The 14,220-nt window shown below is 64.1% G+C and carries 15 protein-coding genes; 8 read left to right on the top strand and 7 right to left on the bottom strand.

The annotated features are described in order from the left end of the window. The first annotated feature begins 53 nt into the window (after positions 1–53). The 8 genes from glyA (at position 54) to FB481_RS19090 (ending at position 9,903) form a co-directional block, all read left to right on the top strand. Complete coding sequence (gene glyA, locus FB481_RS19125; RefSeq protein ID WP_147177389.1) at positions 54–1,307, top strand: serine hydroxymethyltransferase; 1,254 nt, start codon at positions 54–56, stop codon at positions 1,305–1,307. A 131-nt stretch (positions 1,308–1,438) separates the two neighbouring features. Beyond that, a complete protein-coding gene (locus tag FB481_RS19120) occupies positions 1,439–2,689 on the top strand; it encodes a sarcosine oxidase subunit beta family protein (RefSeq protein ID WP_147177388.1) in 1,251 nt (416 codons plus the stop codon). A 55-nt stretch (positions 2,690–2,744) separates the two neighbouring features. Next, positions 2,745–3,071 (top strand): sarcosine oxidase subunit delta, encoded by a 327-nt coding sequence (locus FB481_RS19115; protein ID WP_013793301.1) that lies wholly within the window; start codon positions 2,745–2,747, stop codon positions 3,069–3,071. Further along, positions 3,068–6,085, top strand: a complete 3,018-nt coding sequence (locus FB481_RS19110; RefSeq protein WP_147177387.1) for a sarcosine oxidase subunit alpha — start codon at positions 3,068–3,070, stop codon at positions 6,083–6,085. Before FB481_RS19115 ends, FB481_RS19110 begins: the two co-directional genes overlap by 4 nt. Next, positions 6,078–6,707: a sarcosine oxidase subunit gamma gene (locus FB481_RS19105; RefSeq protein WP_147177386.1), complete on the top strand. Its 630-nt coding sequence runs from the start codon at positions 6,078–6,080 to the stop codon at positions 6,705–6,707. Before FB481_RS19110 ends, FB481_RS19105 begins: the two co-directional genes overlap by 8 nt. 266 nt (positions 6,708–6,973) lie before the next feature. Continuing rightward, the gene (gene purU, locus FB481_RS19100) at positions 6,974–7,831 is read left to right on the top strand and encodes a formyltetrahydrofolate deformylase (protein ID WP_093507552.1); all 858 of its coding nucleotides are present in this window, start codon (positions 6,974–6,976) and stop codon (positions 7,829–7,831) included. A 218-nt stretch (positions 7,832–8,049) separates the two neighbouring features. Further along, positions 8,050–9,249 (top strand): formaldehyde dehydrogenase, glutathione-independent, encoded by a 1,200-nt coding sequence (gene fdhA, locus FB481_RS19095; RefSeq protein WP_147177385.1) that lies wholly within the window; start codon positions 8,050–8,052, stop codon positions 9,247–9,249. A gap of 219 nt (positions 9,250–9,468) precedes the next feature. Next, entirely contained in the window at positions 9,469–9,903 is a 435-nt protein-coding gene (locus FB481_RS19090; RefSeq protein ID WP_147177384.1) for a VOC family protein, read from the top strand. Between the two features lie 206 nt (positions 9,904–10,109). On the opposite strand, the gene FB481_RS19085 is transcribed toward FB481_RS19090, so the two are convergent. From FB481_RS19085 to hisI, 7 genes are all read right to left on the bottom strand, one after another. Continuing rightward, positions 10,110–11,003 (bottom strand): acyltransferase, encoded by an 894-nt coding sequence (locus FB481_RS19085; RefSeq protein ID WP_093507546.1) that lies wholly within the window; start codon positions 11,001–11,003, stop codon positions 10,110–10,112. A gap of 264 nt (positions 11,004–11,267) precedes the next feature. Further along, positions 11,268–11,975 carry a 16S rRNA (uracil(1498)-N(3))-methyltransferase gene (locus FB481_RS19080; RefSeq protein ID WP_147177383.1) on the bottom strand — a complete coding sequence of 236 codons (708 nt, stop codon included), beginning with the start codon at positions 11,973–11,975 and terminating at the stop codon, positions 11,268–11,270. Continuing rightward, the gene (gene tatC, locus FB481_RS19075; RefSeq protein WP_093507542.1) at positions 11,972–12,766 is read right to left on the bottom strand and encodes a twin-arginine translocase subunit TatC; all 795 of its coding nucleotides are present in this window, start codon (positions 12,764–12,766) and stop codon (positions 11,972–11,974) included. The genes FB481_RS19080 and tatC overlap by 4 nt, the downstream gene beginning before the upstream one ends. Further along, positions 12,763–13,152: a Sec-independent protein translocase protein TatB gene (gene tatB / locus FB481_RS19070; RefSeq protein ID WP_147177382.1), complete on the bottom strand. Its 390-nt coding sequence runs from the start codon at positions 13,150–13,152 to the stop codon at positions 12,763–12,765. Before tatB ends, tatC begins: the two co-directional genes overlap by 4 nt. A 10-nt stretch (positions 13,153–13,162) precedes the next feature. Then, entirely contained in the window at positions 13,163–13,438 is a 276-nt protein-coding gene (locus tag FB481_RS19065; protein WP_147177381.1) for a twin-arginine translocase TatA/TatE family subunit, read from the bottom strand. Between the two features lie 24 nt (positions 13,439–13,462). After that, positions 13,463–13,804, bottom strand: coding sequence for a phosphoribosyl-ATP diphosphatase (locus FB481_RS19060; RefSeq protein WP_147177380.1), 342 nt, complete (start codon positions 13,802–13,804; stop codon positions 13,463–13,465). Continuing rightward, positions 13,797–14,198 (bottom strand): phosphoribosyl-AMP cyclohydrolase, encoded by a 402-nt coding sequence (gene hisI / locus FB481_RS19055; RefSeq protein WP_147177379.1) that lies wholly within the window; start codon positions 14,196–14,198, stop codon positions 13,797–13,799. The genes FB481_RS19060 and hisI overlap by 8 nt, the downstream gene beginning before the upstream one ends. Positions 14,199–14,220 lie beyond the last annotated feature (22 nt).

Genomic DNA, 14,220 nt, shown 5'->3' with positions numbered 1-14,220 from the left:
ATACCGAGCAACCGCCAGATGCGGCGCCGCGAGGCGCCCCGGGGAGATACGTGATGTTCAGCAAGCAAGATCAGATTCAAGGCTACGATGACGCCCTGCTCAGTGCCATGCAGGCCGAGGAGCGTCGTCAGGAACATCACATCGAGTTGATTGCCTCGGAAAACTACACCAGCAAGCGTGTGATGGAAGCCCAGGGCAGCGGCCTGACCAACAAGTACGCCGAAGGTTATCCGGGCAAGCGCTACTACGGCGGTTGCGAGCATGTGGATAAAGTCGAGGCGCTGGCCATCGAGCGCGCCAAGCAGCTGTTCGGTGCCGATTACGCCAACGTGCAGCCGCACTCCGGCTCTTCCGCCAACTCGGCCGTTTACCTGGCGCTGCTGCAGCCCGGCGACACCATTCTCGGCATGAGCCTGGCCCACGGTGGCCACCTGACCCACGGTGCCAAGGTGTCGTCCTCGGGCAAGCTGTACAACGCCGTGCAGTACGGCATCGATACCGATACCGGGCTGATCGATTACGACGAAGTCGAGCGCCTGGCCGTGGAGCACAAGCCGAAGATGATCGTTGCCGGCTTCTCGGCTTACTCCAAGACCCTGGATTTCCCGCGTTTCCGCGCCATCGCCGACAAGGTCGGCGCCTTGCTCTTTGTTGATATGGCGCATGTCGCGGGGCTGGTCGCCGCCGGTCTGTACCCGAACCCGGTGCCGCTGGCCGACGTGGTCACCACCACCACTCACAAGACCCTGCGTGGCCCACGTGGCGGGCTGATCCTCGCCAAGGCCAACGAAGAGATCGAGAAGAAGCTCAACGCTGCCGTATTCCCGGGCGCCCAGGGCGGCCCGCTGATGCACGTGATCGCCGCCAAGGCGGTGTGCTTCAAGGAAGCGCTGGAGCCCGGCTTCAAGGAGTACCAGGCCCAGGTGATCAAGAACGCCCAGGCCATGGCTCAGGTATTCATCGACCGCGGTTTCGACGTGGTCTCCGGCGGCACCGACAACCACCTGTTCCTGCTCTCGCTGATCAAGCAGGGCATCACCGGCAAGGACGCCGACGCCGCCCTGGGCCGCGCCGGCATCACGGTCAACAAGAACGCCGTACCCAACGATCCGCAGTCGCCGTTCGTGACCTCGGGCCTGCGCATCGGCACGCCAGCGGTCACCACCCGCGGCTTCAAGGAAGCCCAGTGCCGTGAACTGGCAGGCTGGATCGCCGAAATCCTCGAGCACCTCGGCGACGCCGATGTCGAGGCGCAGGTGGCAGGTCTGGCCGCCGGCCTGTGCGCCGATTACCCGGTTTACCGCTGAGACACAGTCGTTACGTAGAGGCGCAGGTTCGGCACCGTAGGATGGGTGCAACCCATCAGCAATCGATGGGTTGCACCCATCCTACGGTTTAAGCACTCCCTCTACAGGCAAGCAGAATTCAGGAGTTACCCATGCAGCGCTATTCCGGCTTTGGCCTGTTCAAGCATTCTTTCAGCCACCATGAAAACTGGCAGCGCATGTGGCGCAACCCGACGCCCAAGCCGGTTTACGACGTGGTCATCATCGGCGGTGGCGGCCACGGTCTGGCCACCGCCTACTACCTGGCCAAGGAGTTCGGCGTGAAGAACGTCGCCGTGGTCGAGAAGGGCTGGCTGGGCGGCGGCAACACCGCGCGCAACACCACCATCGTGCGTTCCAACTACCTGTGGGACGAGTCCGCGCACCTCTACGAGCACGCGATGAAGCTGTGGGAAGGCCTGTCCCAGGATCTGAACTACAACGTCATGTTTTCCCAGCGCGGCGTGTTCAACCTTGGCCATACCCTGCAGGACATGCGCGACATCGAGCGCCGGGTCAGCGCCAACCGCCTCAACGGTATCGATGGCGAAGTGGTCGATGCCAAGCAGGTGGCGGAGATGATTCCGTACCTGGACTGCTCGAAGAACACCCGTTACCCGGTGCTCGGCGCTTCGCTGCAGCGCCGTGGCGGCGTGGCCCGTCACGACGCCGTGGCCTGGGGCTTCGCCCGCGCGGCCGACGCCCTGGGCGTGGACCTGATCCAGCAGACCGAAGTGATCGGCTTCCGCAAGCAGGATGGTGAGGTGATTGGCGTGGAAACCAGCAAAGGCTTCATTGGCGCCAAGCGCGTCGGTGTGGTCGCTGCCGGTAACTCCGGGCACCTGGCCAAGCTCGCCGGCTTCCGCCTGCCGCTGGAATCGCACCCGCTGCAGGCGCTGGTCTCCGAGCCGATCAAACCCATCATCGACACGGTGATCATGTCCAACGCCGTGCACGGCTACATCAGCCAGTCCGACAAGGGCGACCTGGTCATCGGCGCCGGCATCGACGGCTACAACGGCTACGGCCAGCGCGGCTCCTACCCGACCATCGAACACACCCTGCAGGCCATCGTCGAGATGTTCCCGGTGCTCTCGCGGGTACGCATGAACCGCCAGTGGGGCGGTATCGTCGACACCACGCCGGACGCCTGCCCGATCATCGCCAAGACGCCGGTCAAGAACCTGTATTTCAACTGCGGCTGGGGCACCGGTGGCTTCAAGGCCACGCCGGGCTCGGGCAACGTGTTCGCGGCCAGCCTCGCCAAGGGCGAGATGCATCCGCTGGCCAAGGCCTTCTCCATCGAGCGCTTCCACAACGGTGCGCTGATCGACGAGCACGGCGCAGCCGGTGTGGCGCACTGATTAAGGCGCCCTCTCTCGGCGAGAGGGGGACGATGGTTTTCTGGAGGTCCCGAACATGCTGCACATCTTCTGCCCACACTGTGGCGAACTGCGTTCCGAAGAAGAATTCCACGCCGGTGGCCAGGCGCACATCGCCCGCCCGCTGGACCCCAACGCCTGCACCGACGAGGAGTGGGGCGAGTACCTGTTCTTCCGCGACAACCCGCGCGGCATCCACCACGAGCTGTGGATTCACGCAGCGGGCTGCCGTCAGTACTTCAACGTCACTCGCCACACGGTGAGCTACGAGATTCTCGAAACCTACAAGATCGGCGAGCGCCCCAGCGTGACTGAGGCCACCGTCGCCGCGAAAAAGGCCGCTGACCAAGGAGTAACGGCATGAGCCAGGTCAATCGTCTTTCCCAGGGTGGCCGCATCGACCGCAGCCAGCCGCTGACCTTCAACTTCAACGGCCAGAGCTACCAGGGCTACGCCGGTGACACCCTGGCCGCCGCGTTGCTGGCCAACGGCGTCGACGTGATCGGCCGCAGCTTCAAGTACTCGCGCCCGCGCGGCATCATCGCCGCCGGTGCCGAAGAGCCCAATGCCGTGCTGCAGATCGGCTCCACCGAGGCCGCGCAGATCCCCAACGTGCGTGCCACCCAGCAGGCGCTGTACCAGAACCTGACCGCCACCAGCACCAACGGCTGGCCGAGCGTGAACACCGACCTGATGGGCATTCTCGGCAAGGTCGGCGGCGGCATGATGCCGCCCGGGTTCTACTACAAGACCTTCATGTACCCGCAGAACCTGTGGCTGACCTACGAGAAGTACATCCGCAAGGCCGCCGGCCTCGGTCGTTCGCCGAAGGAAAACGACCCGGACATCTACGACTACATGAACCAGCACTGCGACGTGCTGGTGGTCGGCGCAGGTCCCGCCGGCCTGGCCGCAGCCTTGGCTGCCGGTCGTAGCGGCGCGCGGGTGATCCTCGCCGACGAGCAGGAAGAGTTCGGTGGCAGCCTGCTGTCCACCCGCGAGATGCTCGACGACATGCCGGCCGCCGACTGGGCCGCCAAGGCCATCGCCGAGCTGGAAGGCATGCCGGAAGTGACCCTGCTGCCGCGCGCCACGGTCAACGGCTACCACGACCACAACTTCCTGACCATTCACCAGCGCCTCACCGACCACCTCGGCGAAGTCGCACCCATGGGCCAGCCGCGTCAGCGCCTGCACCGTGTGCGTGCCGGCCGCGTGGTATTGGCCACCGGCGCCCACGAGCGCCCGCTGGTGTACGGCAACAATGACGTGCCCGGCAACATGCTGGCCGACGCTGTGTCGACCTACGTGCGCCGCTACGGCGTGGCGCCCGGCCAGAAGCTGGTGCTGTCGACCAACAACGATTACGCCTACCGCGTGGTGCTCGACTGGCTCGACGCCGGTCGCCAGGTGGTGGCCGTGGCCGACGCGCGCAACAACCCGCGCGGCAGCTGGGTCGAGGAAGCGCGCCGGCGTGGCGTGCGGGTGCTCACCGGCAGCGCCGTGGTCGAAGCGCGCGGCAGCAAGCGCGTCACCGGTGCGCGCATCTGCGCCATCGACGCCGCCAAGCATAAGGTCACCAGCCCAGGCGAGACCGTTGATTGCGACCTGATCGTCAGCTCCGGCGGCTACAGCCCGGTGGTGCACCTGGCCTCGCACCTGGGCGGCCGCCCGGTGTGGCGCGAGGACATCCTCGCTTTCGTACCCGGTGAAGGCTTCCAGAAGCGTTACTGCGCCGGTGCCGTCAACGGTGTGTTCGGCATGGGCGACAGCCTCGCCGATGGTTTCGAGGCCGGCGCCAAGGCGGCTGCCGATGCGGGCTTCCAACCGGTCACCGGCACCCTGCCGAAAGCCGAGAAGCGCATCGAGGAAGCCTCGGTCGCGCTGTTCCAGGTGCCGCACGATAAAGGCACCTCGCGGGCGCCGAAGCAGTTCGTCGATCAGCAGAACGACGTCACTGCCGCCGGCATCGAGCTGGCCACCCGCGAGGGCTTCGAGTCGGTCGAGCACGTCAAGCGCTACACCGCGCTGGGCTTCGGTACCGATCAGGGCAAGCTGGGCAACATCAACGGTCTGGCTATCGCCGCACGCTCGCTGGGCATCAGCATCAGTGAAATGGGCACCACCATGTTCCGCCCGAACTACACCCCGGTGACCTTCGGCGCCATCGCCGGCCGTCATTGCGGCGAGCTGTTCGAGCCCAAGCGCTACACCGCTCTGCAGAAGTGGCACCTGCAGCAGGGCGCCGAGTTCGAGGACGTCGGCCAGTGGAAACGCCCCTGGTACTTCCCGAAAAACGGTGAGGACATGCACGCCGCTGTGGCCCGCGAGTGCAAGGCCGTGCGTAATGCGGTGGGCATTCTCGACGCCTCGACCCTCGGCAAGATCGACATCCAGGGGCCGGATGCCCGCGAGTTCCTCAACCGCGTGTACACCAACGCCTGGACCAAGCTGGACGTGGGCAAGGCCCGCTACGGCCTGATGTGCAAGGAAGACGGCATGGTCTTCGACGACGGCGTCACCGCCTGTCTGGCCGACAACCATTTCGTCATGACCACCACCACTGGCGGCGCCGGCCGCGTGCTGGAGTGGCTGGAAATCTACCACCAGACCGAATGGCCGGAGCTGAAGGTGTACTTCACCTCGGTCACCGACCACTGGGCGACCATGACCCTGTCCGGCCCCAACAGCCGCAAGCTGTTGGCCGAAGTCACCGACATCGACCTGGACAAGGACGCCTTCCCGTTCATGACCTGGAAGGAAGGCAAAGTCGCTGGCGTACCGGCTCGCGTGTTCCGCATCTCCTTCACCGGTGAGCTCTCCTACGAAGTCAACGTGCAGGCCGACTACGCCCTGGGCGTTCTCGAGCAGATCGCCGAGGCCGGCAAGAAACACGGCCTGACGCCTTACGGCACCGAGACCATGCATGTGCTGCGCGCCGAGAAGGGTTTCATCATCGTCGGCCAGGACACCGACGGCTCGGTCACCCCGGACGACCTGGGCATGGGCTGGTGCGTGGGTCGCACCAAGCCGTTCTCCTGGATCGGCTGGCGCGGCATGAACCGTGAGGACTGCCTCAAGGAAAACCGCAAGCAACTGATAGGCCTCAAGCCGGTAGACTCGAACAAGGTGCTGCCCGAAGGTGCGCAGCTGGTGTTCGATCCCAAGCAGTCGATTCCAATGACCATGGTCGGCCACGTCACCTCCAGCTACATGAGCGCCGCGATGGGCCATTCCTTCGCCATGGCCCTGGTTCGTGGCGGCCTCAAGCGCATCGGCGAGCGTGTGTACGCGCCGCTGGTCGATGGCAGCGTGATCGAAGCCGAAATCGTCAGCCCCGTGTTCTATGACCCGAAAGGGGACCGCCAGAATGTCTAACGTCAACGTCTACAAGCAACGCCCCGACGACATCGCCGGGCAATCGCCGCTGCACCACGCCGGCCTGCACGAACTGGCCGGCAAGGGCCGCACCGGCGCCGGGGTGACGCTGCGCGAGAAGAAACTGCTGGGCCATCTGGTGCTGCGCGGCGACGCCGCCGATGCCAACTTCGCCGGCGGCGTGCACAAGGCCCTGGGCCTGGAACTGCCGAGCGCACTGACCCTGGTGGCCAACGGCGATACCTCGCTGCAGTGGCTGGGCCCGGATGAATGGCTGCTGATCGTGCCTGGCGGCAGCGAGTTCGAGGTCGAGGGCAAGCTGCGCGCCGCTCTGGATGGCCAGCACATCTCGGTGGTCAACGTCAGTGGCGGGCAGACTCTGTTGGAGCTGTCCGGGCCGAAGGTGCGCGAGCTGCTGATGAAATCCAGCAGCTACGACGTGCACCCGAAAAACTTCCCGGTGGGCAAAGCCGTCGGCACCGTGTTCGCCAAATCCCAGCTGGTTATCCGCCGTACCGGCGAGGAGACCTGGGAACTGCTGATCCGCCGCAGCTTCTCCGACTACTTCTGGCTGTGGCTGCAGGATGCCAGCGCCGAGTATGGGCTGGCGGTGGAGGCCTGAGGTCTCGTAGCAGGATGAGGACGGTAGCTAAATGTGGGAACGGGCCATGCCCGTGACTTTTCGCGGGCATGGCCCGCTCCCACAGGAAAAGCAGAGCTGCAGCGGGCAGAGTGGATGACATTTCTTAGCCCAACGACTATCGCTAACCGCCGCTCCTGCTTTAGCTTCACCACTCCCAAAGGCTGCGCACAAGCGCAGCCAACGACGCTCCCCGTCGTGCACTGCCGGTCGGCGCATGGGAGCGATCTGCATAAGGAATCGCTTTCATGAGCCGCACCCCCGACACCTGGATTCTCACCGCCCACTGTCCGAGCCTCCTGGGCACCGTGGATGTGGTGACCCGCTACCTGTTCGAGCAGGGCTGCTACGTCACCGAGCACCACAGCTTCGATGATCGCCTGGCCAGCCGTTTCTTCATTCGCGTGGAATTTCGTACCCAGGCCGATTTCGATGAGGCGACCTTCCTCGCCGGCCTCAACGAGCGCACTGCGCCGTTCGACATGCGTACCGAGCTGACGCCGCCTGGCTACCGCGCCAAAGTGGTGATCATGGTGTCCAAGGCCGATCACTGCCTTAACGACCTGCTCTACCGCCAACGTACCGGCCAGTTGCCGATGGACATCACCGCCATCGTCTCCAACCACCCGGATCTCAAGCCGCTCGCCGACTGGCACGGCATTCCGTACCACCACTTTCCCCTCGACCCCAACGACAAACCCGCCCAGGAGCGCCGGGTGATGCAGGTGGTCGAGGACACCGGCGCCGAACTGGTGGTGCTTGCCCGCTACATGCAGGTGCTGTCCGCCGATCTGTGCCGCAAGCTCGACGGTCGGGCGATAAACATCCACCACTCGCTGCTGCCCGGCTTCAAAGGCGCCAAGCCGTACCACCAGGCGTACCAAAAGGGCGTCAAACTGGTCGGCGCAACGGCGCATTTCATCAACAACGACCTGGACGAAGGTCCGATCATCACCCAGGGAGTGGAAAGCGTCGATCATGCGCACTACCCCGAGGATCTGGTGGCAAAAGGCCGCGATATCGAATGCCTGACCCTGGCCCGCGCAGTCGGCTACTTCCTCGAACGGCGGGTATTCCTCAACGCCAATCGCACCGTAGTCCTCTAACCGGAGGCGGTGCCGCACAGAGAACGGCGGCTGTCGGTTTTGCATCCGCGGCCGCGCCACGCGCTAGCTAGTCTGGCTAGACCATTCGCGCTGCCCTCACCGTCAGCGCGACAGCTCGGTAGCCGTCCTGCCCTTACCGGCGGGTGCCGAGACAGACGCTTCAATACTCCATTGCAAGACCTACGCGCCTTGCATCCACAAGAAGAAAGGAGATTCATATGTCTGGTAATCGCGGTGTCGTCTATCTCGGCACAGGCAAGGTCGAAGTCCAGAAGATCGACTATCCGAAGATGCAGGATCCGCGCGGTCGCAAGATCGAGCACGGCGTGATCCTCAAGGTCGTTTCCACCAATATCTGCGGCTCCGACCAGCACATGGTGCGTGGCCGTACCACCGCTCAGGTCGGCCTGGTGCTCGGCCACGAGATCACCGGCGAGGTGGTCGAGAAGGGTAGCGACGTCGAAAGCCTGAAGATCGGTGATCTGGTTTCCGTGCCCTTCAACGTCGCCTGCGGCCGTTGCCGCTCCTGTAAAGAGCAGCACACCGGTGTGTGCCTGACCGTCAACCCGGCGCGTGCCGGCGGCGCCTACGGCTACGTGGACATGGGTGACTGGACTGGCGGCCAGGCCGAGTACGTGCTGGTGCCGTATGCCGACTTCAACCTGCTCAAACTGCCGAATCGTGACAAGGCGATGGAGAAGATTCGCGATCTGACCTGCCTGTCCGACATCCTGCCGACCGGCTACCACGGCGCCGTGACCGCTGGCGTTGGCCCGGGCAGCACGGTGTATATCGCCGGCGCTGGCCCGGTCGGCCTGGCCGCGGCGGCTTCGGCGCGTCTGCTGGGCGCGGCGGTGGTGATCGTCGGTGACGTCAACCCGGTGCGCCTCGCTCACGCCAAGGCCCAGGGTTTCGAAATCGCCGACCTGTCAAAGGATACGCCGCTGCATGAGCAGATCGCCGACCTGCTCGGCGAGCCGGAAGTGGATTGCGCGGTCGATGCGGTGGGCTTCGAAGCTCGCGGCCACGGCCATGCCGGTGCCCAGCATGAAGCGCCGGCCACGGTGCTCAACTCGCTGATGGGCGTGGTGCGGGTCGCCGGCAAGATCGGTATTCCCGGTCTTTACGTCACCGAAGATCCGGGCGCAGTCGATGCTGCCGCGAAGATCGGCAGCCTGAGCATCCGCTTCGGCCTTGGCTGGGCCAAGTCGCACAGCTTCCATACCGGCCAGACCCCGGTGATGAAGTACAACCGCGCCCTGATGCAGGCCATCATGTGGGACCGTATCAATATCGCCGAAGTGGTTGGCGTACAGGTGATCAGCCTGGACGACGCTCCGCGCGGTTACGGCGAGTTCGATGCCGGCGTGCCGAAGAAATTCGTCATCGACCCGCACAAGACCTTCAGCGCCGCCTGAAGCTGAAAAGCGGAGCCCAAGGGCTCCGCTTTTTCTTGCTGATCGTGCCCGCGCTCTGCGTGGGCATTCCGCCCGTGACGCTCTGCGTCACGATTTACGGTACGGACGCAGAGCGTCCTGCCAACGCGTTCCCACGCAGAGCGTGGGAACGATCACCTTTTTCTTTCGACGGCCGGTTCGGCTGCTACCCTGTCAGGCTCGACCTGCAAGGAGCACCTCATGAGCTTTGACCGACGGATTTCCCTGATCACCCTGGGCGTGGCCGATGTACAGGCCAGCGCCGCCTTCTACGAGCGCCTGGGCTGGACGCGCTCGTCCGCGTCCCAGGAGCAGATTGTCTTCATCAAGCTCAAGGGCCTTGCCCTGGGGCTATTCTCACGCGATGAGCTGGCCAAGGACGCCAATTTGGCCGAAGCCGGCCCAGCAGACTTTTCCGGCATCACTTTGGCGCACAATCTGGAAAGCCCCGAGGCCGTCGACACCGCCATGGCGCTCGCAGTGGCCGCTGGCGCGCGGCAGGTCAAGGCGCCGGAGAAAGTATTCTGGGGCGGTTACTCGGGTTACTTCGCCGACCCGGACGGTCACCTCTGGGAACTGGCGCACAATCCCTTCGCGCCGCTCGACGAGGCTGGCCACATGATCCTGCCGGACTGATGCAGTCGTTTCCTGTTTACGATCTATATGTGCCCGAAGCAGCAGGTACAAGGCAAAAAGCGACCGTCACCGATCTATTGTGGGAGCGCGGCATGCGCGCGAAAAATCGCGGGTATGGCCCGCTCCCACAGGTACTGCACCGATGACCGCTCTCGCAACTTTTTTGCCAATATGACCAATCCTGGGCCGAGAGCTCATAAACAGGTTCAGCCCTTGGCTTCCTGCTTCAATCGGGTGATCAGCGCATCCTTCTCCTCCCACAAGCCGCTGACCCAGTCCTGCACGTAAAGGCGGAAGTCCGGGTCGTTCTGGTAGTCACCCTGCCACAGCGCCGGCTCCAGCGGCCGCGTGCGGATATCCATGATGACCTTTGGCACCTGGCCGCTGATCAGCTTCCAGAAACCGGGCGGCGTGTCCTCGGCATAAACGATGGTGACATCCAGAATCGCGTCGAGCTGCTCGCCCAGGGCTGCCAGCACGAAGGCCACTCCGCCGGCCTTGGGCTTGAGCAGGTGCTGATAGGGCGAGCCCTGCTGGGCCTGCTTGGCGGGGGTGAAGCGCGTGCCTTCCAGGTAATTGACCACAGTAACCGGTAGATCCCGAAATTTTTCGCAGGCGCGGCGGGTGATTTCCAGGTCCTGACCTTTGAGGTGTGGGTGCTTCTCCAGCTTGGCCTTGCTGTAGCGCTTCATGAAGGGGTAATCCAGCGCCCAGAACGCCAGGCCGAGAAAGGGCACCCAAATCAGCTGCTGCTTGAGGAAGAACTTGAAGTAGGGCGTCTTGCGGTTGAAGGCCTGCACCAGTGCAGGAATGTCGACCCACGACTGGTGGTTGCTGATGACCAGGTAGGAGGTGTCCTGACGCAGCTCGGCGTTGCCGCGGATATCCCACTGGGTCGGCGTGAGCGCCGCGAAGATGCGCTTGCAGTTCTCCGCCCATGCTTCGGCGATATGCATAACCTGACGCGAGCAGGCCGCCTTCAGCGCCTGGCCGGGCAGCACGAACTTGCCGAGGGCGATGAGCATCATCGGCCCGATGAGGATCAGCGTGTTGAGCAGCAACAGCAGGATGACGGTGATGCCGGTGAGCAGACGGCGCATGACAGCTCCTTGAGGGCGCGAGGTATTCATCATAGGCAGAGCGCATGCTGGCGCCAAATGGCTGCTTGGGGCAAGGCGTTACCGGATGTCCCGTTGATAAGCGATGGCTTTGGTAAGGCAGGAGCGGACATCAGGTGCTGCTGCTTTTGTAGGAGGGGCTTTAGCCCCGAGCAGTATTAGGGTGCAAAGAGCTCGGGGCTAAAGCCCCTCCTACGGATTACGCGAAAGGCCGCTCTCGCCCTTGAGGCGCCCTCGAGCTACCGCTCAGAACAACCGGGCCAATAGCGCCGTCACCGCCGTCTCCACCCGCAAGATCCGCTCCCCCAGCTGCACCGGCTTGAGACCGGCCTCGGCCAGCTTGTCCACTTCGTAGGGAATCCAGCCGCCTTCCGGGCCGATGGCCAGGGTTACCGATTGCTGAACGGCGCGTGGGCAGGCCGGGTAGTCGCCGGGGTGCCCGGTCAGGCCGAGCGTGCCGGCGGCCAGCTGCGGCAGGCGATCTTCGACGAAAGGCTTGAAGCGCTTCTCGATGATCACCTCGGGTAGTACGGTGTCGCGAGCCTGTTCCAGACCCAGGATCAACTGTTCACGAATCGCTTCCGGCTCCAGAAAGGGCGTCTGCCAGAAGCTTTTTTCCACCCGGTAGCTGTTGAGCAGCACCAGCTGCGGCACGCCCATGGCGCTGACGCTCTGCAGCACGCGCTTGAGCATCTTCGGGCGCGGCAGGGCGAGCAGCAGGGTGATCGGCAGTTTGGCCGGTGGCGGCTGGTCGAAGGCGACCTGCAGTTCCGCGCTCGTGGCATCGAGCTGCAGCAACTGGCCGCGGCCCATCTGCCCGCCGAGGCGGCCGACACGCAAGGTATCGCCGTTCTCGGCGCGGTGCACATCGTTGAGATGGGTCAGTCGCCGGCCGCTCAGGCGCACCCGGTCGGCGGCGATGAAGTCACCGTCCTCGAGCAGCAGCAGGTTCATGGTTGGACGCTGGGCGGCTGGTCGGTCGGTGCGTTGTCGTCTTCTTCATCCGGCTCACCACGGCGCGTGCGCACCATGCTGCCAGCCAAGATGCCCAACTCGAACAGCAGCCACATCGGCACGGCGAGCAGGGTCTGGGAGAAGATGTCCGGCGGGGTGAGGATCATGCCGACCACGAAACAGCCGATGATCACGTAGGGACGGATCTTGCGCAGGTAGTCGACGTCGACCACGCCGATCCAGATCAGCAGCACCACGGCCACGGGAATTTCGAAGGCCACGCCGAAGGCGAAGAACAGCGTCATCACGAAGTCGAGGTAGCTGGCGATGTCGGTCATCATCGACACGCCTTCGGGCGTCACGCTGGCGAAGAAGTGGAAGATGATCGGGAACACCAGGAAGTAGGCGAAGGCCATGCCGGCGTAGAACAGGATGATGCTGGAGACCAGCAGCGGAATGGCGATGCGCTTCTCGTGCTTGTACAGCCCTGGTGCGATGAAACCCCAGACCTGATGCAGGATCACCGGCATGGCCAGGAACAGCGCGACGATCATGGTCAGCTTGAAGGGTGTGAGGAACGGCGAGGCCACGTCGGTGGCGATCATCGTCGCGCCTTCGGGCAAGTACTGGCGCAGCGGCGCCGAGACCAGGGTGTAGATCTTCTGGGCGAAGTAGAACAGGCAGGCGAAGATCAGGAAGATCGCTGCCACGCAGCGCAGCAGGCGAGTGCGCAACTCGGCAAGGTGGGAAACCAGCGGCATTTCCTGGTCGTTGTCGGGCATTCGACTCATGGTTGCGGCGTCTTGTCCTGGCTGGCGGCGGGTGTCGGGGCGGCCTGAGTGGCGGGCGTTGGTGTGGGCTCGGCCGGCGCTTGTGCAGTGGGCTCGACGCCCGGTGGTGGCGGCACGCTGGCCTGGGGCGCGGGCGGCAGGATGTCGTTCTTGACCGCCTGCATCTCGCGCTCCAGTTCGAGGATGCGTTCGTTATGCAGTTGCCGACGGATCTCGTCGGCGCCAATCTCGCGCTCGACTTCTTCCTTGATCGAATTGAAGCTGCGTTTGATACGCCCGATCCACAGCCCCGCCGTGCGTGCGGCACCAGGCAGGCGCTCGGGGCCGAGCACCAGCAGGGCGACCAGAGCGACCAGCAGCAGCTCGCTGAAACTGATACCGAACATGCTTGTGGCCTCAGTCCTTGCGCAGCGGGTCTTCGACCTTGCTGGCCTGGCCTTCAACGGTGTGCGGCTGGTTCAGCGGCGCCTGCTGCTGGTAAGGCTGTTGCGGTTGCTGCGGCTGTTGCGCGTGCGGTTCGGCCGGCTTGCCGTCTTCCTCGTTCATCGCCTTGCGGAAACCCTTGATGGTTTCACCGAGGTCCGAACCCAGGTTCTTGAGTTTCTTGGTACCGAACACCAGCACCACGACGATCAGAATGACGACCCAGTGTTTCCAGTCGAAAATGCCCATGTTTCGTAGTCCTCGTCAGCGTCTTTATTGAGTGTCGCTGTCGCTGCGCGCGGCTTTTTCCGCGTGCCCCGACAGGCCGAAACGGCGATCCAGTTCATCGAGCACCGCCTGCGGGTGCTGATCCAGCGCGGCCAGCATGACCAGGCTGTGGAACCACAGGTCGGCGGTCTCGTAGATCAGGTCGCTGCAGTCGCCACTGGTGGCGGCGTCCTTGGCGGCCAGGATGGTTTCCACCGATTCCTCGCCGACCTTCTCCAGAATCTTGTTCAGGCCCTTGTGGTACAGGCTGGCCACGTACGAGCTGTCCGGCGCCGCGCCCTTGCGCGACTCCAGCACCTCGGCCAGGCGCTTGAGGGTATCAGTCATGGCGATGCTCCGGCGAATAGATGGTGTGCGGATCTTTCAGCACGGCATCGACGGTTTTCCAGGCACCGTTCTCGAACACGCGATAGAAGCAGCTTTCGCGGCCGGTGTGGCAGGCGATGCCGCCGAGCTGTTCGACCATCAGCACGATCACGTCGGCGTCGCAGTCCAGGCGCAGCTCATGCAGCTTCTGCAAATGACCGGACTCCTCGCCCTTGCGCCACAGCTTGCCACGCGAACGTGACCAATAGATGGCACGCCCCTCGCTAGCAGTCAGCGCCAGGGCTTCGCGGTTCATCCAGGCCATCATCAGGATGCGCCCGGTCTGGTGGTCCTGGGCGATGGCCGGCACCAGGCCGTTGTCGTCCCACTTGATCTCATCTAGCCAGTCGTTCATTGCGTTTCCATCTTCTCTCGAA

This window comes from Pseudomonas sp. AG1028 (genome assembly GCF_007993955.1).
Lineage (GTDB): Bacteria > Pseudomonadota > Gammaproteobacteria > Pseudomonadales > Pseudomonadaceae > Aquipseudomonas > Aquipseudomonas straminea.
This window is presented reverse-complemented; position numbering and strand designations above follow the sequence as displayed.